The organism is Listeria farberi (assembly GCF_014229295.1).
GTDB classification, from domain to species: domain Bacteria; phylum Bacillota; class Bacilli; order Lactobacillales; family Listeriaceae; genus Listeria; species Listeria farberi.
This window is the reverse complement of record NZ_JAARZL010000001.1, coordinates 204,109-226,161: the sequence shown is the minus strand read 5'-3', so window position 1 is coordinate 226,161 and position 22,053 is coordinate 204,109. Positions and strand designations below refer to the sequence as shown.

The window sequence follows — 22,053 nt, the reverse complement described above, 5'->3', positions numbered from 1 at the left end:
TTCCTCCTTAGCGTTTCATAATCACTTAATTTTTAGTAAAAAACACTTTATTAAATTCTTTTAAAAAATTCAAATTATCTTTTTCAAGCCAAACGGACCATTCTTGAAAATGTTTGGTGAATTCTTCTTTAGTCATACTTTCTAAATAGAAAAATGCATTTTGTTCTGGAAAATCTTCCTCCAGAGCTAAGATAACGAAATTAAATTCATTAACAAAATATAAACCCCAATTACTTACATTAGAAAACAAACAAGCTTCATTGAAGGTTAAAAAGAAGGTGTTCTTTTTATCCTCAGATTCGTTTTCTAAAATATCCATTTGCTCTAAAATCTGTTTAGGCTCAAGCGAAGTAGGAATCTCGGCTATAGTATAGTCTGAATTTTTTTCAGTTGCGCTGGTAAAGAACAAGTTTTTCACTTTGTTATTAGATGAAATTTGTAAAATCCATTCCCAACCTGTTTCTTCGTAAAAATAATCCATATCATAAACGAAAAAATTATGGAACTTAGTATTAAAAATATTTTCAGGTAGGTAATTATCTGAATTAAATACCTTAGCAAATTCTTTATTAAAATTAGCATAGGTCTTCTTTTTCAGTGTCATTTTTTTCAATTAATTATCCCCTTTTCTTGAGTCAGGATTTCCCAAAAATTATCTAGTTGTTTTTCTTTTAGTACTTTTCCATCTTTAAAGCTAAGAACTTCATCCTATTTCCAGTTATCAAATTAATTCTCACCAATATTTCAATGATCGAATTGCGTTTTTTAGTGTAGTTATATTTTCTTCATCTGATTCAATTTGCAGGCGAGCATAAAAAGCATTAATTATTGGCTCTCTTTTGAGATGGTTTTTTAAATCTGCTAAATTATTAATCGTTACATATCGTGCAACTTCATCGGATGAATTTAGTAATTGGATTAGCTTTTGTTCATAACAATCCTTTTCTGCTTTCGTCTCACTTAATAAAACCAAGGTGGAGTAACATCCTGATTTCACCACGTCACTGGTTTCATTTTCTAAATGTTTTTCTACATCCTCTATTACGTCATAAGCCCCCATATCACCAAGATTTAAAATTGCAAAATACCGAACCCAACGATCAGCGTCATTTAAATGTGCTAAAAGAATTGGTTCTGCTTGCTTCATCCAGTGATGACCAACATACTCAAAGCACTTGGTTTTAACCCTATTGGTATCAGTCATATGCTTCATTACTAATTTCTTTATACGTTTGTGGGAATTGATTAGTAAAGCGTCAATGGCAGCAGCTCGAATTTTCTCACTACTTGATTCTGATAGACTTGCTAAAGCATTTTCGACTGTTTTTCCTTTTGCGTATTTGCCTAGTTTTGGTATAATTTTTAGTATCTGAGTTTCATTTGGAGTATTTTTTAATGTTTGGAGTAATTGTTTCGCATCCAATGGGTTTCTCCTTCGTTATGTTTTAGTAGTTCAGTTGAAATTATTTCTATTTCTGTGGTGTCTAAAACTGGCGGAATCACTATCATTTCAGCCTCTATTTCTATATGTTTTCTAGGCTTTAATTCCTTTTTTCTTTATATAAAAACTGTTTATTTTCATCTGGGGTTGTGTCTCCTTTTAAAAATAAGCCCTCCCTATAAAAACGGAGGGCTCATTTTCAGGTTATTTTTAATGCTAATTCTTCCCTATAGACCTTCTTCAAAGTTTAGAAAGCTGGACAATGTTGAATTCATTTTCACTTTCTAAAACTACTTCACTATATCCGGTACTTAGTGAGGATGCCTCATCATATACTTTTTTATCTATAATGCTTTCTTTCGTAATTTCCATACTTTCATTCACCTGATAAATATGATTCTGATATCTAGCGTAAAAACTATCTCCCGCGCTCAACAACCCGTCCACAGTATAATTTATTACGACTTTATTCTGAATTTTTTTCAAGGTTAAATCATAGTCTAAAGTGAAGTCATCATCATTTTCTTCATAACACAGTATACGTATAGTTTTATTATTACAGCTCATTGTATGTACATCAATGAGTGTTTCTAAAATGCCGTCATCCAAGAGCCCTGTAATTTCTCCTGTAAATATATCTATTTTAATAAGCCCTAATTGTGCTATGGGTAAATTCTCCTCACTCCCAAACTTACCTTCTTCTGAATAAATAACATAAGCTGCATCATTTAAGACAAGAAAATCCGCCACACCTTCTCCCAATGGATATTTAAAATGCTTCCCTATACATGAGATTAATAAATAATCGTAAACACCATCATGACAAAAAATACAAACTTTCTCATCAGATAATTTAACTTTTTTAATTTTAAAATACCGATTGGAAATTATTTCATCGTTTATTTTACATAAAATTTCTTCCTCAGAAAAAAGTTTCAAACAGTCTTTTTCTATTTGGAAATTAAGTACTTCTCCTCCAGTTTCTTTAAAAGCGTAAATAGATTGCGCTTGTTTTTTTATTTTTAGCATAGTGTTTACCTCCTGCTTAAATGGGATATGATGTAATTACTTTACCATTTGGAGCTTTGATAACCCTTACTTTATAGCTCGGTTTCCCATCACTATTCACACCTACCCTTTTTTTGAATGTTTTCTCTAAAACTGTCCGGCCTTGCTCTCCAGGTTTAGCTTTCCCTCTTCTTAATGTAGCCCTTGTTGTTCGTTTTAAAGTTCTGTTGTTTTTAAATTTACCTTTACCTTGATACCTCTCTGATCGCTTAGAACCGTGTCTGTTCTTAATATGTCCCCACCCAATTCTAGTTGACTTATACACCTTTCTAGCAATCGGCTTACGATACTTCCACAGAGTTTTATATCCTCTATACACTTTTTTTTGACCATTCCACACTTTTCTTCCTGCTGCACCTATACCATAACCAACAAATGGCGCAGCTGCAATAACTCCACTAACTCCCCAATAAACAGCTGGAATGGCTAATGGAAAGTTCCCATCCGGGTCAACCATCATCACCGGATTATTATTCGCATAATTATACCCATTCATCGTCTGCGGGTCGTCTTCATCGCCTGGGTCTGGATCATATGCGGTAAACACACCTTGCTCTGGTTCATAATAACGCGCCATCAAGTAATATTGTTCGATTTCCTTGTCATACGTATATCCCGCATATGCATAAGGATTGGCTTTGGCTTCTTCTGTAGAGGCAGTGTTTTTCAGCACATTTCCCCAAGCATCATACGCATATTCTGCGACAATCTTACCTGCTTCATCTGTGAGTGCAATTACGTCGCCATGCGCATTATAGTGATAATAGAGGGTTTTGCCATTCATTTTCATCGCTAAACGAACATTATCATCCGAATAAACATACTGACGAACTACTTTTCCATCCCCATCAGTTTCATACAGAACATCAATACTATCGCCGTCATAATGATAATTCGTCGTCACGCCATCGACGGTTTTCGACAAGCGGCGGTTATCATCATCGTACGTATAACTCGTAAACGGCTCACTCTCACCTTTTTTCGTGATGCTGCTTAAACGGTCGCCGGTATCCCATGTATACGTGTACTTGCCATCGCTTGTACGGTTACCATTCGCGTCATACGTCAGAGCCTCTCCGTTCCACGAAACCAGTTGATTACCATCATTATAACTTGCGGCAATTGTTTTTGTCTCGCTTCCGCTGATTGCTACTTGTGTGCGGTTTCCGAAGCCATCGTATGTGTATGCTTTTACGGTGCCGTCTGGTAGTGTTTCTTTAGTTAGTTGGTTGACTGCATCATATTCGTAGGTTGTTTTTCCGTCTTGTTTGTTGTCGATGCTTGTACGGTTGCTTGCAGCGTCATAGGTGTAGTTTTCATCTAAAATTTGGGTGCCGCTTGCGCTACTAATAGCTGCGTTGGTGACTTTTTGGGTGCTATCGTAGGTGTAGTTGGCTGCGGTGCCGTTTCCTGCTGTGTAGACATTGATGTTTCCAAATTCGTCAAACTCGAAATAGGCGTTTTTGCTTCCGTCGTTTACGCGGGTATTCCGGTCTAAGTCGTTGTATGTGTAGCTTGTTTTTGCTGTGTAGTCGCCGTGGTTAATGGCTACTTCGCCGACTTTGTCTGTTTTTCCTTTGTTATCTTTTGTTGGTTTATCTTTGTAAGTGTAGCTTACGTCGCCACCTCGTTCGGCTACTTTGGTGATTCGGTTGGCATCGTCGTAGGTTTTGTCGGTTACGATGCTGTTAATTTCGTCGGTTACTTTTGTTTGGTTGCCGTTTGGATCGTATTGGAATTTAAATGCTAGTTTATCATTCCATTTGATTCCGTCCATACGGTCAGCGGAATCGTATGTGCTTTCGGTTACGCGACCATTTGGCATGATTGCTTTTGTTTCATTACCGGCTGCATCGTATTCGTACTTGATTGTGCGATTTAGTGCGTCGGTAAATGCGGTGATTTTGTTATCTACGTCATATTCATAGATATTTTTTTGCGTTTTGCCAGATGCAGTGACATTTTTTTCGGTGGTGTTGCCATTGTCGTCGTACTTATAGGCTACGGATGTGCCATTCGCTAGTTTGGTGTCTATAAGCGCGTTGTCCGCATCATAGGTTAAAGTTTTTTTGTTGCCTTTTTCGTCTATTTCGGATGTAGTGTTACCGTAAATATCGTAAGTGAAGCTGATTTTGCGGCCTTCTTCGTCATAGCTAGCCGTTACATAGTTGCCGGAAGCGTCATATTCATTTTTTGTTAATACTTCGCCTTCGATGACACGTACATCGTCAAACCAAGCTTTTCCGGTTAAACCATTGCGGAACATGGTGTAAACTTTAATCATTTTGACTGGTTTGGTCGGTTTAACAACTACAGCACTGCGGTTCCAGTCGTTCGTTCCGAGTGGGAATTGTCCTTGTACGGAAGAAGTTGTGCCATCTTGATAATATATTGTTCCCCATATCGAATAATCGTTCGACATCGTTGCAACTGAACCGTTTGCTTTGGCGTCTTCTGATTTGGATAGTGCGGAAATTGTTAATGCTTTGGCTTCTTTTTGATTTACAGGTACATCTTGGACAATATGCGTGTAGGCTTCACTTGTTGCTTTTCGCTCGAAGTAAACAGCGCTATCACCGCTATGGCTTTCATTATCGACTACTTTTGCTTGTGTCAGCGCGGTATTACCTGTACGCATCCAGCCAGTCGGAAGTGTTCCATTGTGCTCTTCAAAACTGCTGTTGACTACCGGGTTGTAACTGGAAGCAACACTACCTTTTTCAAACTGAACATTGTCGTACCAAATTGTGCCTTTTCCTTTATGCGGAGCTGGTTGTTCATTGTCCAAATAAAGCAAGACTTGGCGTGTGTTTTTAGATGTTTTAAAAGTTAGTTGGCGTTTTACCCAGTCACCGTTCTTTTTGATCGATGTGGCGCGGTTGGATTGCCATACGCCGGCATCGGTAATATCTTTTGCATTTGCATCTTGTAAACGTCCAATGAGAAGTGCATCGGCGTTTGTCATTCCGGATGTTTTAATCCAGGCGCTAAATGTATATGTTGTTTCTGGTTCTACATCAACGCGTTGAGTAACGGATGAATAGCCTTTTACGGTAGAATTTGCTTCACTTGTTAGTTTAACGGAACCGCTGCCGCCGAGTGTTCCTGGAGCTGACTGAGTGCTATCGAATGTCATGCTTCCTTTTGCATCCCATTGAATAAGAGTCCAGTTAGAAACTCCTGCTCCTTTTTCAAAGCCGCTGTTTTGAAGTAAGTTACCGCCGGAAGAAAGTTCGCCACTACCGCGAATTGGATTTCCATAGGTGTCATACTGTGTCACAGAGGATACTTGGGATTCTGTCGCAAGTGTTTCTGATACCGCATCTGCTCCGTCATAGGCAACGGTAGTTTTGCGTCCTTCTGTATCGGTTGAGCTCGTTACATCGTTATTATCATTGTAAGTGTATGATTCTGTTCCGTATGCATCTGTCGCTTGTGTAATATTACCATCTGCATCGTAAGCGTATGTTTCTTCTTGTCCCTTAGGATTCACTTCTTTTACTAGGTTATTTGATTCATACGTGTAGGTCGTTGTGAGTTTGAGACCATCTGCATCTACAATTTCTTTCTTTGGATTTCCAGCATCATTGTAGGAATAAATGGTTTTCTTCTTTTTCTCATTTGTTAAAGTAGTTTGCTGTCCTTCTTTGTCATAAGAAAGGGTTGTTTTTTTGCCGACTGGATCGGTTATTTCTGTTAATTTTTCTTCTTCATAGGCAAAAGTTGTTTCGTATGGTTTTTCTTCTGTATGTTTTGGATCGTAAATCGAGGTTAATAATCCATCTGTGTAGCCGTAGCGATATATTTTTCCGCGGGCAGTGGATGAACTGATTAGCTCTTGTTTGTCATTATACGTGTAGCTGATTTTACGGTCTTCTGGTCCGACAAGTTCTTTTACTAGCTCGCCTTCATACGCGAGAGTAACGGTACGTCCGGAAGCATCGCGCAAGCTTGTGAGTTTGCCGTCTGTATATTCGTATGTTAATTCGTTGCCTTTTGTATCTTTTTCGGATTTTAATCGTCCGTCAGCTAAAAAGCGTGTTTCTGACTTATCTTCTTCTATTTTCAAATAGCCATCTGCATTTTTAGTAATCTCAGAGTAAATGCCTGGTGGTGCTTCGTATTTATCGCCTTTTTTAGTGAAACGATGGATTTTCTTGTCCGATTCCACCCAAACGATATTACCGTTTTCTTCTTCTACGAGTTTTTCTTCGAGCGTACTTGTCCAGCCTTTACCAAAAAAGCCAGTTGCATCATCTTGGCTATTAAACGTACGGTCGACATTAATGCTTGGACCGCGGCCTTCTAAGTTGAAATCTGTTTCATGGAATAAAAAGTTTCCGTTTGTAGCGTTCACTTCGCCGCCACGAACTGGCACACTTGTCCAGTAATCAACCATTCCTAGTTGTTTATTGAGTGCTTCTGGAATAGATGGTGTTGCTGGTTCTGATTGCACGCTAGTTGCGTTATTTCCAGCTTTTTGATAAGCGATAACGCGGAACCAGTAGTTTGTGCGCTCTTTATAATTTCCGCCAGAATTGGTATACACTGGAGAAGGGTCTTTTGCGAGTTCATCGCCTTTTCCGTCATGGTGAAGAGCGAATTTCCCTTCTGCAATTTCTTCTTTGGTTGGCCAAATGCCTTTGTTTTGTGTCGTCCACTTTGTTTCTGCGCCGACATCATATTCTTCGTAGGCTTTCCCATTGAAAACGAGTACTTTGTAGCCGTCCGCCATTGGGCTCTTTTCCCAGTTGAGTTCCACGTAACCTGTTTCTTTATGCGCTAAGTTTGAGTATGCTTTCGCAGTAGGGGCTTGTGGTTTTTCGATTGGCATATAGGCGAAAACGAGATCAGATGTAGGGCTTTCTCCACCTGGATAAACCGCTTGAACCCTAACTAGATAACGCGTTAAATTGCGAAGTCCAAAAGTACTTCCGGCTTGAAAGGCATTTTCATATTGTGCCCGTGGATCAAGAGCGAACTCAGCGCCTTTGCCATCGTGGTGGAATTCAAAATCACCATTAGCAATTTCAGCCGCTGTTGGGAAGATTTTCTTGCCTTTCGTGCTCCATGTAGTAGCTGAACTTCCTGTATTAAAGTATTCATAGTTATATCCATTAGAAATAACGATATTATAACTAGTCGCACCGGGAACCGCTTTCCAAGATAAATCCATGTAACCTGTTCCAGTTCCAACACCGTTTGAGGCTGTTTTTACAGTTGGTTTTTCTGGTTGTGCGTACGTATAATTTACTTCCAAATAAGGATAGTTTTTATTATTTTCACTTGCTACGACTTTTTTCCAATAGTTTTGGTCGATGTTAGTACCTAAGCGGAAACCATTATTTGGTCGCACGCCACTTGCCCATGCTTGAACTGTATTAGTGACATCTAAGTTCGCCCACTCACCTCGACCAACGTTGACACTCCCTAATCTCGTTACAGGTGGTACTGTATTCCAAGTCACTTGCCACGGAGACCATTTAGCATTTGCTTCGTAATACCAAAGATCATTTTTTACCGTTGGGGACATATGCCAAATGTTATAAACTTTCAATGTTGCTTTAGAAATAGTCGCTTTGTTTAAAGTGGATGTGTCCATTTTTAAAAAAGCGGCATTATTTCCTGTTGAATTGTCCCATTTACCGAGTTTTAACGTATAAGCATTTTGACCAGAATCCCATAGTTTACTTCCGATGTTTGTTTCGGTTGGTTTAGCCGAATTAATATTGGCATTATAAACTTCATCTAACCGAACTGATGGATCAATATAGACAGGGTACTCGCGAGCGGTATCATTTAGCCATTCTGTATCTACTTTTAATTGTAGTTCATACACTGTTTTAGTGAGTTGTTTCACTTCAAAAGAAACATTCTCGGATAGCGCTGCTTCCCCGGTTTCAGCGCCGACATTGGAATCTGTCATAACTGGTTTGGGAAGCGTATACATTGTTTCGCCAGATTTATTTTTGAATAGCACATCACCATTCTCTGCTAGTTCTAAGTCTAGTTTTGTTTCTATTTGATAAACATACGTATCTACTTGATTAGGTTCATGTAATACGATGTCTTCTTTTACTGATTTTGGAAAAGTTAAATGACGTAAATCTGTTTTAGGAAATACGTTTTCATAAGTAACTTCATTTTCCTTATAGGTTGCTGGTTGGTCTGTTACAGCCTCTTCATTCTCGCCTGTACGTGTTCCTTTTAAGCGAAAAGTAACTTCTGCGCCAGCTTTTGTTAGTTTCTGATATGCCCCGTCTTCCATTTTTTCTAAGAAGCCTAATTCTAATGGGGTTTGTTTTGGAACAATCATGTCAGAATCTGCTTCTTTCTCCACATTCGCATCGATGCGCTTCATATCCCCGTCAACTTCCATATTGATAGGATCCGCAAAGATTTGTTTTGTAAAGCTCCCGTCGTGGTTATCAAAAACCACTTCATTTTCTGTTCGTTCTTCTTTCACTTCTGTTGGTGCTTGTTCTCCCGCTTTCTTTTCTGGTACTTCTACCCCAGTTGACGTCTCCTCCGCCATTGGTGCATAACCAGGTATTAGTGAAAGGAATAACATAATAGCTATCAGGCTCACTAAGATTTTTTTTGCTTTTGCATGTATTTTCATGTATCAAGCTCTCCCTTTTTCAATGTAATTTCATTCGATGTCTTACCCTTTATTTCTTTTTCTTTCTCCCCGCTAACAACCTCACTGCCCTCTCTTTCTAAAAAAGGACCAGTTTTAATTGAGATAAAACTGGTCCTTTTCCTAATATTACAAAATTATTATAGCATGGATTTTTCTTTTTCGGTGAACAAAATTGTAATTTTTTTACTTTTTATTTGAATTGTTAATTTTATTAATTATAATTAGTGTTTAATAGTAAAGAAGTAATAAATTTCAGTCGCGCTGTATCAATACAAATATCAACAATATTGTCGCATTCTATAAAACATTTCCGTCAGATTGAAATTCTTCTGGCACAACAGTATTAATCATTACTAAATTCTCTTCAATCGTTTCTATTGTCCCGAAAGACACTTTTGGTTTAGTTGTTCTAATTGTTTACGATTCATTGGTTCGCCTCTTTTTTAAGCGCTTTCAATTTAAGATACCATGTTTAATCCGCTCCTGCAATACCAAAAAACCTTGAACGAATAATCAATCAGTTCAAGGCTCTTCTATTTACCACGGCTGGGTCGTTGGTCCGACTGTGAATTCGTTTACGCTTATGTCTTTGGGTCGGTCAATATTTTTGATTGTCATTTGCTATCTCTCCTTATTCCTCGATAATTTTACGAATTTGTTTGGCTGGGCTTCCGGCGACGATGACGTTTGCTGGGACATCTTTTGTGACGGTAGCATCCGCAGCAACGATAGCATTTTCGCCGATTGTTACACCTGATAATATCGTTACGTTTGCGCCAATCCAGGCGTTTTTCTTCACATAAATTGGGGCTACTCTTAAGCCACGTCTCTTTTTCGGGCTAACTAAATGGTTGACAGTAACAAGTCTTGCTCCTGGGCCAATTAAAACATTATCTTCAATCGTAATCCCGCCCAAATCCACGAAAGTTACATTTAAATTGATAAAGATATTTTTCCCAAAAGTAATATGTTTCCCGAAGTCGCTATAAAAAGGAAGTGAGACATCGACTGATGGATCGACTGGTTTTCCGGTGATGTCACTGAGATATTTGGTCACTTCTTTTTTTGAGTGGTACTTGGTGTTGAGTTCGATGATAAGTTGTTCATTGTTTTGCTTTACTTTGTGAATTTCATCTAACAAATCCGACCCTTGGAGAATTTCTTGGCCGACTAGTCTTTCCTGTAAATCTTGTTCTATCATGCGCTTTCCCCCTCGAAAATCTTTTACTATTTAATTATAGCGAGAGAAGTTATAATTGAATAATACTTATAAAGCATATTCAACTATTCATTTTAGTTATAGGAAAGGATGATTTTAATGGAGCTTCGTGTGTTAAATTATTTTTTAACAGTTGCACGTGAAAAAACGATTAGTAAAGCGGCGGAAGTACTTCATCTTTCTCAGCCAACACTTTCTAAGCAATTGAAAGAACTTGAGGAAGAGTTAGGGGTAACACTGTTTATTCGCGGAAATCGTTCTATTACCTTAACAGAAGACGGGGTTTACTTGGCAAATCGCGCAAAGGAGATTTTATCTTTAGTCGAATTAACAACTTCGAACTTGCTTCAAAATGAAACAATTAGTGGGAAAATAACGATTGGTGCTGGGGAAACGAGAGGTTTTGAGTTTATTGGTAGTGTCATTCATCAGCTAAGAGAAATACATCCTGAGATTACGTTTCAATTACATAGTGGTAATGCCGACGATGTTTTAGAAAAAATCGAGCATGGGCTGCTGGATTTTGGGTTGGTCATTAATCCTGTTGAAATGCAGGCATACGAATATTTGCAGCTTTCTTTAGAAGATAGATGGGGAATTTTAGTAAATACAGCCCATCCTTTAGCGCAAAAAGAAGTTATAGCTCCGGGTGATATTCAAGAAAACCCAATAATGGTTTCGAATCAATCTTTCGTGGATAATCAACTAGCAAGTTGGTTAGGAGAACATTTTGAACAATTGAATGTGATTGGTAGATATAATTTGCTTTATAATGCCTCGCTTTTAGCTAAAGAAAATATTGCCAGTATTCTTTGTATCGATGGTATTATTAACACGGACAATACAAATTTGAAATTTATTCCTTTTTCGCCGCCCCTAACTGCTGGAATAAGCATTGTTTGGAAAAAGAATCCCACTTTTTCGAGCGCGGCGAAGGAATTTTTGCGGTTGATAGAAAACATAAGTAGACGGCAACCGTTCTAACCACAAGAAAACCCCCGAGGTCTTTAGCCGGACTTGGGGGTTTTTGTGCATTAAATGATTCATTTTCCAACTTTATTATAACACTTATTAGGAAAATACAACTCATGGGGACCTAAAAGCTTTTAACAACGCTCTTCCATAAATTGCAATTTCAACGTATCCACACAAACATCTAGAATCGATTCGTATTCAATAAAACATTGCCCATCAGGTGAAAAGTCATCAGACAAAAGAACGTTCATTGATAGCAACTCATCATCAAGCACGTCAATCTCCCCAATAATTAGTTCATCCCAAACTGTTGTTAACTCCACTATTTTCTTATTTTCTTTCGCCCACTGAAGAAAATTATATAGGGTATCTCCTTTGCTACTTAATTCCGGCATTTGTATTTGTGGTGGCTTTACGTTTTTATAGGGCTCCAGATATTTGGTATCTTTTTGAACTTTAAAAATGTTTTCATTTGCGATAATAGCAAAACCATCAAACTGACCACTTCTATGATAATTTTCTATTATAATATACTTTTTAAAAATTGCTTTTATGTATCCCATATAAAATTCATTAGTTTCTTCCTTATCTTCATACACTTCATAGATACAATCCCGATTCAATTTCTCTAATTGATGTCGATTCATTTCTTTATCTCCTTTTTTGAAAATGATTCTGCTAATTAAAGCGTTTTCAATCCAAAGATACCATGTTTACTAACTCATTGCAATCCAACATAAATAAAAACTTGCTCAAATTTGATACTTTGAGCAAGTTTTTATTCTATATTTCTAATCGCAACGTAACAGCCCCATATGCTGGAATCGTGTTGTTGTCATTTACGACAACTTCTTCGATAGCATTCACATACTCAAATGACACATCCGAGAGTCCCAACTGTTGTGGTGTGTTAGTTGGGTTTTCTAGGCGGATGATGTATTTATCTGCTGTGTAATAGGATGGGTGGCACGCCGATACTAAATATTCTTTCGGCAAATTCAGCATGGCTAATGTTTGTTTTGCGCCTAATTTTCGTTCCGTTTTTTGAATTTTGTTATCCAAACGATGTAAAAAGTGGTTGAACGGTTGGCGTTGGTAAGACACGTTTGCTTGGTTGAACGCTTTTGTTCGTTCAGCTGTTTTATGTTCGTCAAAAGCTTGGTCGCCAAGGTAGATGGCTAGTGTGAATTGATGTTTACCAAGTAACTGCGCACCTTCTGTTTCTATGAGCACATGACCTTTTTTCGTTGTGTCGCCTGATGCCCGGCCTGGTCGGTAAGCTAAGTCAGGTTTTCCAAGTTGACCGGTTGTTGCGAGTAATGTCAGTGCTAAATCTTGATCCAACTGTTGGTATTCTTTGACCCCACGTGTGAAAACGGTACAACTAGCAGTTTCATTTGTTAATGTCACGCTTTGTTCCAGTGGTTCGATGTCGATTGGCATTTCGCTATACGTTTCTTGCCAATTTGCTGGTACAACTGGTTTTCTCTCGATATATCCGAATGGAAGCGCGGCGATGTTGTAGTCTGTTTTCACACCTGTGTCTACTTTTAAGCGTAGACGGTGATTTTTAATTTGGTTATCAACTTCCACTTTAACATCCAGCAGTTCGCTACCTTTTTTCACCTCTAAAATGAGTTTGATTTGCAGGTCGCCATGCCCTTCTTTCGTCAAACGATCGAGCGGGAAATCGCTTTTTCCAGTTAAAATTAAACGTTCGACTTCACTCGATTTCTCTGTATTTGCTGCAGAAAAAGTGAATAGCTCTGCAACATCCCCAGCCAGTGGTGAATAATCATACGTATCGCCTGCGTTCACGTCATCTTCTAGCGTAATAAAAGAAGTCCGGCGTTCGCCGTTTGGTTTTTCAAGCGAAATTTCTCCATTTTCGAAAGTGATTTTATACGATTCGTTTTGGACGGTGGCATTGTTAGAAGCAACTAGCCCATCCAGTTCGCGGTCATTTTCTTCAAAAGCAATCACACGGTAACCAAGGCCTGGAAGTTCCACCTTGACACGCACTTGAAGCACATAGTAGCCAGGTTCTTCAATGAACCGGTTTCCGGCTGGCGTTTCTTCTAGCACATTTTCGCGCGATGGAATGAACTCTTCTTGGACAATCGTTGCATCCGGAAACGCTGGGAAATGGATGTTTTTATGCTCGGTTACTACTTGTATTTCTTTATATCCGTCAAAATCATGTAAATCCGTATTAAAAATGATAATTTCGTTCGCGGCAAGTGACAAATCATCGGCAATTTTTTTCACAATCGTGTTTTCGATACTATCGCATAGTTCGTCAGCTTCTTTCATCCGGTGCAAAATATCTTCGGCAACTGGATCAGAAACGCAGCCCGCCAAGCTATCGTGCGCCTGACCTTCTAAAAGTTTCTTCCACGTATGCATTAGTAACCGTTCGCTAATAGAAATTCCGGATGCTTTAGCAATAACAAGAAGCGGCTCAATACGTGTTAGCAGTTTTTGCTCAAGTGACGCGCTTTTCAGCTTAATATTCATTCGGCTGGAGCCAATAGTTTTATGCACTCGCGCAAGTACCGGACTTCTAAATTCGCCGCGATATTCTTCTAAATCGGGCAGTTCTCTAACATATTGAATAAAATCTTGATAGGTACTAAGTTGATAATCATGACGCCCCATCTGGTTGATTTCCGCTAATTTCTCGGCAAAATTACTAATAATATTCAGCTGATCATTCCCAGAAGGAATTAAAACTTCAGTTGTTTTACTGTACTTTTCAATGAAATCAATTGCCGGATCAAGGCGTCCATCCACATATGCGGACGTTGGTTCCAGCAGCATCCCTGTGCCGTAACCTTGTGGCATATTAATCGCATAAATCGAAGCTTCCTCACCAAGTCCTTGCCATTTAAAATACGGAGATGCAACATGTTCACCAAGATGTATTCCGCGCCAGAAAATCACATTATCAAAGCCAGCATGTTCAAGTAAAGTCGGCATTTGGGCATTAAAACCAAATGTATCTGGTAAATAACCAATTTTCATATAGTCGCCGTATTTTTTACTATCAAAAATCCCAATCATCGCATTGCGCAAAATCGACTCGCCGTGCGCAAAAAAGGCATCTGTTTGTGTAAACCACGGTCCAATGAAAAGTTGTTTATCCGCAATTAATTGCTTAATATCCGCTAATTTTTCTGGGTACAGTGCGACATAATCATCTAAAATCGACAATTGCCCATCAAGTACAAAGTTTGCTTCTGGGTGCTTTTTTAATTCATCAATTACTTCTGTAAAAAGTTGTTCACTTAGAACCAGTGCATCGGCCGAGGTGAAATACCACTCTCGGTCCCAGTGCGTGTGGTTCACAATATGTGCTTTAACCATAGTTACCTCCGTTTTTTAAGCTTCCCATTCTGCTTCGTCAATTTCATCATCGTAGCTAGAGCCAGCCATTTCCTCACCAGCACTCGATTTACGTAAAGCGACTGACATACCTGCAACGATTAAAGTTCCAACTGCAATTGCTAAAATATAAACTGGCCAATTTTCAACTGTAAACCAGCCATAAAAACCACTAATTGGAGCTTGGTTAATTGCGCCAAGACCTACAGCTAGCGCGCCGCCGACAGCAGAACCAAGCACTGTAGCCGGAATAACTTTCAGTGGAGATTCTACCGCAAAAGGAATTGCCCCTTCACTAATCCCAACAAGCCCCATGATAAGCGAGGATTTTCCTGCTTCACGCATTTCTGCATTATATTTGCGTTTTGCGATTAACGTAGCTAAACCAAGTCCAAGTGGTGGAATAATGATTGCTACTTGTGCTGCTGTATTTGGTGCATAAATTCCACTTGTTAAAAGAGCCATTGCCGTTGTTACAGCCGCTTTGTTTACAGGTCCGCCTAAGTCAAAACCAACCATCGCGCCGATAATAGCCGCCATCATAATTTGGTTTGATCCAGACATACCATTCAGCCAATTTTCAAGCGCTGTATTTAGATCTGCAAAAGGAATACCAACCACATAATTAATAATAAGAACGGTGATAAGTGTGCCAAAAACTGGTACTAAAAATACTGGTACAATCGAAGCCGCTGCTTTTGGTAATTTCACATATTTTTTAATTAAAAGACACGTGTAACCAGCGATTAAACCAGCTGCAAGTGCCCCAAGGAAACCAGCGCCAATATCACGTGCCAGTAAACCACCAACAAGACCAGGTGCTAGTGCTAATTTGTCCGCAATCGAATACCCGATAAATGCGGCAATAACTGGGAACATCATTCCTAGCGCCAAGCCACCAAAACCATCTAAACTGTGTAGTAACGAAATTAAACTATTCGCACTGTCTGCGTATTTCGCGTCCCAAATATCTGTAATCCCGAAAAACGAACCACCAACCCGCGCAATTGCCATAATTACGGCGCCTGCGATAACGAGCGGAATCATATATGAAATACCTGTTAAAACGTGTTTTTTCAGTTCACTCCCAATTTTTCTGAACATGGTAGATCCTCCTTATTTTTCGTCAATTAACGCAAGAGCTGCGTTGATTACTTTTTCCGCATCTTTGATTGGTGCGCTTACTGGAACTTCCAGCACGACTTTACCGTCAAAACGTTCTTTGTTACGGACTTTTGTATCTACTGCGAAAATAACTACTTCGCCAATATTTACGTCTTTTTCCGTTAGTTCATTTTCAATTCCTGTTGCGCCTTGTGTTTCTACTTTAATAAGGTTGCCCATTTTTTTCGCGCCTTTTTTAAGTGCTTGCGCTGCCATATATGTGTGCGCCACTCCTGTCGCACATGCGGTTACTGCAATAATTTTACGTTTCATATCTCTACTACGCCTCCATTTAAAATTCGAATAACTTCTTCTTTATCTCGTGTATTTTTTAAACTTTCGACAATATCATCGTCCATTAGTTTCGTCGCGATTTCAGCAAGGATTTTCAAATGTCCGTCTGTTTTGTCGGAATCAGTAATCGCTAGTAAGAAAATCATGTTTACCGGTTCGTCATCCAGTGATTCCCACTCAATCATTTCTTTCGTTCTTGCAAAAACAATGGCCGATTTTGTGACACTTTCACTTTTTCCGTGTGGGATAGCAATGTTATTACCTATTCCAGTTGTTGAATGTGCTTCACGATCCAAAACTGCTCCGACGTAAGTTGCTTTATCCGCTAAAATATCACGTTCATCTAGCATTTCTGCCATTTCTTCAATTGCTGCTTCTTTCGTCGTTGCCTCTAAATCAAAGATGACTAATTCTTTTGTTAAAATATCTTTTACTTCCATTACATCCCATCCTTTAACAAATGCCCATAAATTTCTGCGGCACTTTTTAGTTGTGTCAGCTTCTCAAGCCATTTTTTATTATCAATATATTTATAAAACTGTTCATACATCGCATCTAAATTAATACCATTTTGTTCAGTCAGAGCGATAAAAAAGATTTTATCAACCTCGACTAAGCCCCATTTCACTGGGTTTTTAAGAGTGGCAATAGCGATGTGCGATTCATTAATAAGGGCAGGATCTGCGTGCGGTGTCGCCATTTCTTCAAAAGAAGTGAACGATAACGCTTCTCTTTTTAGCGCACTTTCAACAATTCCTGATTTAGCAATACCAAGATCCACAAGCTTATCACCAATTTGCGTAATTGCGTCTTCCATTGTTGCAACATCTAGCTTTGCAAAAATAGTTTTCGGTTCAATCAAGTCAATAAATGGTTGGCTGCGTTTCTTTTTCTTGCGTCTCGTTCGTTCGATTTGGCTTTCAACTTGTTGTAAATCGGCTTTACTCATCATTGGGCTTACGACAATACTCGGAACGTCTTCTAGTTCGAGATAAATTGTACTTATGACTAAATCCACGTCGACTTCTGTTTCCATTAACGCCTGAACGGACAGTATTTTTTCAATCGTAATCATCGGAAAATATTTCTTAATTCTCGCCGCAAGTAATCTGGATGAACCTAGCCCGGTACTGCATACAAGTACAACTCGAATTTGGTCGGGGAAAGAACGACTTCTTTCTTTGTATGCCTCAAAATGTAGCGTGATATACGCCGTTTCATCTTCGTTCACTTGCACATCGTACTTTTGCTCAAATTTCGCTTTAAAGTATAGTGCTTCTTCAAATGCTTGGGGAAAGTTTTGCTTAATTTTGCTAAGGTACGGATTTTTAAAATGCATGCCAAGTTTTAAGCGGTTAATGGCTGATTTCATATGTGTCGTTAGGTCATCAAGTAAGCTTTTATCGTAATTTCTTTCTGCTAAACACGTGCTGACAAATTCTGCCACATCGTCTTCTTTCGGTCGAACGCTTACAAGTAACTCATCATGCTGTTGGTTATATGCTGCTGTTAAATGCAACTGAATATAGCCAACTTCAAATGCTGGAATTTTAATATCCAAACGGTCTTCTAACATACTAACGAGGATTTCCGTATTGTTTCGCTGCGAGTCAAATACATCTTTCATTGGGTCGCTCTCAACATTTTCGATATACTCTCCTGCTCGAATACGCTCTACCGCAATCGCAAGGTGAATGACAATCGATTGAAACGCATAATCAGTAAAAGCAAAATCATGTCGCTCACTAAATTCTTGAACGATCGCAATAATTTCTTTCAAGCCCTCTTCTGGAAAAATTCCGGTGACATCGGCTTTAATCGTGTCAAAAGCTTGGAGGACCTTTTCGCCTTCTTGCTTTAAATACCAATTATTGCCCCAAAAATTAGTAATAAATTTCGATGTTAAGGCGCGCTTTTCTCGTTCACTAATAAGGAGTTTCATGCCCTTACTAGGTTTCTTATACAAAGTAATACCTTCTTTTTCCAGCATTTTCTTGACTTCTATCATATTTTTCTCAATCGTGCTCCGGCTTATATAAAGTTCGTCGGCCAGTTGATGAATCGTGATATAGTCGTCTGCTTTAAGCAATTTACTGAAAATGTAGATAACCCGCTCTTCTTTCGTTGATGGGATTTGGCTGACTTGGTTATCTAGGAATCGGCTAACTTCGGCAAAAGCCTTGTTATCGCCTTCAATATACACACCGATTTTTGGTTTACGGACCACTGTCATATCAAAATCCTTTAGAAAAACATCGATTTCCTTCAGTGAATTTGAAACAGTTTTTTCTGAAAGTCCGAGATGATTCGCGATAGTTCCAACACGTGTTTGACCTGTCTTCATTAGAAACTGAATGATATTTTTTTCGCGATTTGCAATCATTTTCGTTACCGCTTTCATTTTTAATTTTCCTTTCCCTACGCTTATTCTATTACAAAGACTGATCCCCAGAAAACTACGAAAATTACCGCATTGAATACCGTAATTTTGGGATATTGCTGTTCATTTTGGAGAATGGTAGATTTAAATTAGCACCACTAACCTAGAAAGGAAGCTTATTTATGTCTATTTATCTTATTGCGTTACTCCCTGTTCTTGGGTGGGGATTTATGCCGATAATTGCGAACTTACGAAAAAGCACCCCCGAGGAACAACTACTGGGGACTTCGATTAGCGCGCTATTATTTGCTTTCATTTTGTTCTGGATTTTATCACCAGAAATAACGGTTCTTTCTTTTATTGTGAGTTTTGTTTCGGGTATTTTTTGGAGTTTTGGGCAATTACTGCAGTTTAAAGGGATTGCGGCTTCTAGTGTCGCGAAGGCAATGCCGATTTCAAACGGTACACAACTCGTTGGCGCAACGCTTTTTGCTGTTCTTGTTTTTCAGGAATGGCAAACGGTTACGGCTGTTATCATCGGAGTTGTTGCAGTAATTTTAATCTTGATTGGGGTGGTAATGACCGGGTTTCAAAAACGCGGGAATCATATCACGGAGTCGGTTTCATTTCATGTCTACGGTATCGTTATTCTATCTTCGTTCTTTTTAACGCTTTACGTAGTGACAAACCAGCTTTTTGATGTCACTGGCTTTTCTATCATTTTACCACAAGCAATCGGTATGCTGACATGCGCCATTGGTATTAACTTAGCGAAAAAGACTGCTATTTCCCGGAAAAATGTTACATTTAACTTAATGACCGGATTATCGTGGTCAATCGCCAATCTAGGCATGTTCTTAGCGACTGCTGTACTTGGTGTCGCAACGAGCTTCTCGATTTCACAAGCTTGCGTTATCGTCGCAACAATCGGCGGTATCCTCATTTTCAAACAGAAAAAAAGCCCGCTAGAATGGACTTTTATCCTTTCTGGCATACTGTTAATAATGGTGGGCGTCGTATTCCTTAGTTTATTGAAATAGAAAAAGACTGTAGACAAAGTGAGCAATCATTTTGTTTACAGTCTTTTTTTTATTGCGTATTTTTAACAGATAGTTAATACTTTATTAGATGACTATCGCTATTTTAGGGATATAAAAAAATTTTCCAAACCAAAATGATACTTGCTTCGTCTAATATTGCAGAAGAAGGTGAAACTTAAATGACTGAACTTGAAGAAATAGGAATTCATATTAATAGCATCGAAAATACCGAACAAATTATCAGCCAATTAATGGATAACTACAGCGATGATGTACTGCACTTAGTTTTTTCTTATGTAAAAAATCGCACGACAGCGGAGGATTTAACGCAAGAGATATTTATTAAATGCTATGAAAAACTAAGCCAGTTTAATAATAAGTCATCAATAAAAACGTGGCTATATCGAATTGCTATTAATCATTGCAAAGATTACTTGGGCAGTTGGCATTATCGCAAACTAAATTTCAGCGATAAAATTTGGGACTATCTCCCGTCCAAGTCAAAACACGTTGAAGAAGAAATCATCTCAAAAGACGTAGCAAACAGTCTAATGAGCGCTGTTATGGATTTACCAGTAAAGTACAGAGAAGTTGTTTTCTTACATTACTACGAAGAACTTTCCTTAGCAAATATCAGCAAGATTACTGGTGTAAATAGCAATACATTAAAAACCAGGTTAAAACACGCCAGAGAATTATTAAAGAACAAGATGAGAAAGGAGGTTTAATCATGGACGATCCATTCTATAACTTAAAGGATTCTATAAAAAAAGATTTTGAGGGATTTTCTTTTTCCGAGGAGCGAAAAAATGCAGTAAAAGAAACAATCCGGAAGAAGCAATCACACTTAGAACTTCATTCTTGGAAAATAGAAACACTTCAAAACATATTAGATTCACTGCAAGATGAAGCAAAGCATGGGTACGAAATTTCCACCCAACTATTTCAAAAAAATGAACTTAGCTTTAAAAACAATGAAGGTCAGCTTTATATCCTGTTACATCTACTTGAAAACAAGAAAATCCTCTCATCAAAATGGATAGAAGATAAGAAATATTATTCCCTAACTGCGAAAGGGAAAAAATTTGTAGCAACTTTTGAACGAAGAGGCTCTAAGCAACATGGCTCACTGAAAAATTTAATAGAGGAGGCTTCTTTATGAGTTCTGCTATATTTGAGGAGTATTTAGGTAAAGTAATAGCTAAAGTGAAATCCAAGCAAGCACACAGCATGATAAAAAAAGAGCTTAGTAATCACTTAGAAGAGCTAAGTCACTCCTTTCAAAAGAGAGGATTATCCTTAGAAGATGCGGATAAAAAGGCGATGCAAGAAATGGGAGATCCCTCGACTGTTGGCAGAAACATGAATCAGCTTCATAAACCGAGAATGGACTGGCTCCTTATTGCGTTATTTGTCCTACTTGCCGGTATTGGTTTTCTTCCACTGATGAGTGATGTAGTAACATCTAATTCTTCGTTTATGAAAAAACAAATCGTCTGGCTTGCCCTTTCCATTCTTGCTCTGATAGGATTTCTTTTCTTTGATTATAGGAAACTGAAAAATTTGTGGATGTATTTTTACGCGGCTGCCTTAATCCTAATTTTCATATCTTTTTTTGTTGGTACTAGGCTTATTGGAGGAGGAATATGGCTTTCTTTCGGGGGTATTATGATTAATGGTCCAGCTATATCCTCATATTTATTCTTGATAGCGTGGGCTGGTATTTTCACCAAAGTTACTGACTTTAAAGGTGGGAAAAAACTAATAGGTCTACTAATCCTATTTTGGCTCCCAGTTATTTTCTACATTATGCTCAGCCAATTTGTATTTAGTATTATATACTTTTTGTTTGTATTAGTGATGTACATTTTTTATTATCGTCGTAACCAATTTGCCATTAAAGTAGCACTGGGTAATTTGCTTATAGGTATTATTTTCATTAGTACGATGATTCTTAAATCCTCTAGTAGCTATCTCTCTGATACAATCATACCTTTGAAAGATATTCTTTCAAAAGCTGGTTGGTTCGGCAACGGACTTCACAACAACCTAACTATCCCTGAAGCACATACAGATTTTGTCTTCCCATTTCTTGTCTACTCTTTTGGCTGGGCATTCGGAATTTTCCTTTGCCTACTACTACTTGTATTTATATTGCGGATTTCATTAAATGCTTTTAAAACAAGGGATTTATTCGGCAGATTATTAATAATCGGAGGGGCTGTATTATTTACCGTTCCAGCTTGTTGGAACATTCTTATGGGGCTTGGAATAGTCCCAATCATGGTAGTACCCCTTCCGTTTATCAGTTATGGGGGAAGCATGTTGCTAGTTTACGCTTCACTACTCGGTCTTATTCTAAATGTTTACCGACGAAAGGATATTGTAGAACCCACAATAAAAAATTAGTTTAGTGTAAAACCGACATGTTTACCACTTTCGAAA

The 22,053-nt window shown here is 38.4% G+C and carries 16 protein-coding genes; 5 read left to right on the top strand and 11 right to left on the bottom strand.

Features of this window, described 5'->3' with window-relative positions; genetic code table 11:
- Positions 1 to 25 precede the first annotated feature (25 nt).
- The 5 genes from HCB38_RS01090 to HCB38_RS01070 all read right to left on the bottom strand — a co-directional run bounded on the left by HCB38_RS01090 (position 26) and on the right by HCB38_RS01070 (position 10,353).
- The gene (locus HCB38_RS01090) at positions 26 to 604 is read right to left on the bottom strand and encodes a hypothetical protein (protein WP_260484191.1); all 579 of its coding nucleotides are present in this window, start codon (positions 602 to 604) and stop codon (positions 26 to 28) included.
- A 129-nt stretch (positions 605 to 733) separates the two neighbouring features.
- The gene (locus HCB38_RS01085; protein ID WP_185637277.1) at positions 734 to 1,423 is read right to left on the bottom strand and encodes a HEAT repeat domain-containing protein; all 690 of its coding nucleotides are present in this window, start codon (positions 1,421 to 1,423) and stop codon (positions 734 to 736) included.
- 258 nt (positions 1,424 to 1,681) lie between these two features.
- A complete protein-coding gene (locus tag HCB38_RS01080) occupies positions 1,682 to 2,470 on the bottom strand; it encodes a hypothetical protein (RefSeq protein WP_185321065.1) in 789 nt (262 codons plus the stop codon).
- 16 nt (positions 2,471 to 2,486) lie between these two features.
- Positions 2,487 to 9,131, bottom strand: coding sequence for a DNRLRE domain-containing protein (locus HCB38_RS01075; RefSeq protein ID WP_185637275.1), 6,645 nt, complete (start codon positions 9,129 to 9,131; stop codon positions 2,487 to 2,489).
- Positions 9,132 to 9,783: 652 nt separating this feature from the next.
- Positions 9,784 to 10,353, bottom strand: a complete 570-nt coding sequence (locus tag HCB38_RS01070) for a DapH/DapD/GlmU-related protein (RefSeq protein ID WP_185317959.1) — start codon at positions 10,351 to 10,353, stop codon at positions 9,784 to 9,786.
- A 117-nt stretch (positions 10,354 to 10,470) separates the two neighbouring features.
- Between HCB38_RS01070 and HCB38_RS01065 the strand changes: the two genes are divergently transcribed.
- Complete coding sequence (locus tag HCB38_RS01065; RefSeq protein ID WP_185317958.1) at positions 10,471 to 11,355, top strand: LysR family transcriptional regulator; 885 nt, start codon at positions 10,471 to 10,473, stop codon at positions 11,353 to 11,355.
- Positions 11,356 to 11,477: 122 nt separating this feature from the next.
- Here HCB38_RS01065 and HCB38_RS01060 read toward each other — a convergent pair whose 3' ends face one another.
- The 6 genes from HCB38_RS01060 to HCB38_RS01035 form a co-directional block, all read right to left on the bottom strand.
- Positions 11,478 to 11,993 carry a hypothetical protein gene (locus HCB38_RS01060; RefSeq protein WP_185317957.1) on the bottom strand — a complete coding sequence of 172 codons (516 nt, stop codon included), beginning with the start codon at positions 11,991 to 11,993 and terminating at the stop codon, positions 11,478 to 11,480.
- A gap of 136 nt (positions 11,994 to 12,129) precedes the next feature.
- On the bottom strand, positions 12,130 to 14,712 hold the full coding sequence (locus HCB38_RS01055) for an alpha-mannosidase (RefSeq protein ID WP_185637273.1): 2,583 nt from the start codon (positions 14,710 to 14,712) through the stop codon (positions 12,130 to 12,132).
- A 15-nt stretch (positions 14,713 to 14,727) separates the two neighbouring features.
- Positions 14,728 to 15,834: a PTS fructose transporter subunit IIC gene (locus HCB38_RS01050; RefSeq protein ID WP_112120168.1), complete on the bottom strand. Its 1,107-nt coding sequence runs from the start codon at positions 15,832 to 15,834 to the stop codon at positions 14,728 to 14,730.
- A gap of 12 nt (positions 15,835 to 15,846) precedes the next feature.
- Positions 15,847 to 16,167: a PTS fructose transporter subunit IIB gene (locus tag HCB38_RS01045; protein ID WP_003722977.1), complete on the bottom strand. Its 321-nt coding sequence runs from the start codon at positions 16,165 to 16,167 to the stop codon at positions 15,847 to 15,849.
- Positions 16,164 to 16,628, bottom strand: a complete 465-nt coding sequence (locus HCB38_RS01040; protein WP_185619832.1) for a PTS sugar transporter subunit IIA — start codon at positions 16,626 to 16,628, stop codon at positions 16,164 to 16,166. The genes HCB38_RS01045 and HCB38_RS01040 overlap by 4 nt, the downstream gene beginning before the upstream one ends.
- Positions 16,628 to 18,589, bottom strand: coding sequence for a BglG family transcription antiterminator (locus tag HCB38_RS01035; RefSeq protein WP_185637271.1), 1,962 nt, complete (start codon positions 18,587 to 18,589; stop codon positions 16,628 to 16,630). Before HCB38_RS01035 ends, HCB38_RS01040 begins: the two co-directional genes overlap by 1 nt.
- A 161-nt stretch (positions 18,590 to 18,750) precedes the next feature.
- On the opposite strand from HCB38_RS01035, the gene HCB38_RS01030 reads away from it, so the two are divergent.
- From HCB38_RS01030 to HCB38_RS01015, 4 genes are all read left to right on the top strand, one after another.
- Complete coding sequence (locus HCB38_RS01030; protein WP_010990414.1) at positions 18,751 to 19,608, top strand: GRP family sugar transporter; 858 nt, start codon at positions 18,751 to 18,753, stop codon at positions 19,606 to 19,608.
- 179 nt (positions 19,609 to 19,787) lie between these two features.
- Positions 19,788 to 20,336, top strand: coding sequence for a sigma-70 family RNA polymerase sigma factor (locus HCB38_RS01025; RefSeq protein WP_185619837.1), 549 nt, complete (start codon positions 19,788 to 19,790; stop codon positions 20,334 to 20,336).
- Between the two features lie 2 nt (positions 20,337 to 20,338).
- On the top strand, positions 20,339 to 20,770 hold the full coding sequence (locus tag HCB38_RS01020) for a PadR family transcriptional regulator (protein WP_185317952.1): 432 nt from the start codon (positions 20,339 to 20,341) through the stop codon (positions 20,768 to 20,770).
- Positions 20,767 to 22,017, top strand: coding sequence for an FtsW/RodA/SpoVE family cell cycle protein (locus tag HCB38_RS01015; RefSeq protein WP_185637269.1), 1,251 nt, complete (start codon positions 20,767 to 20,769; stop codon positions 22,015 to 22,017). Before HCB38_RS01020 ends, HCB38_RS01015 begins: the two co-directional genes overlap by 4 nt.
- The last annotated feature ends 36 nt before the right edge of the window (positions 22,018 to 22,053 follow it).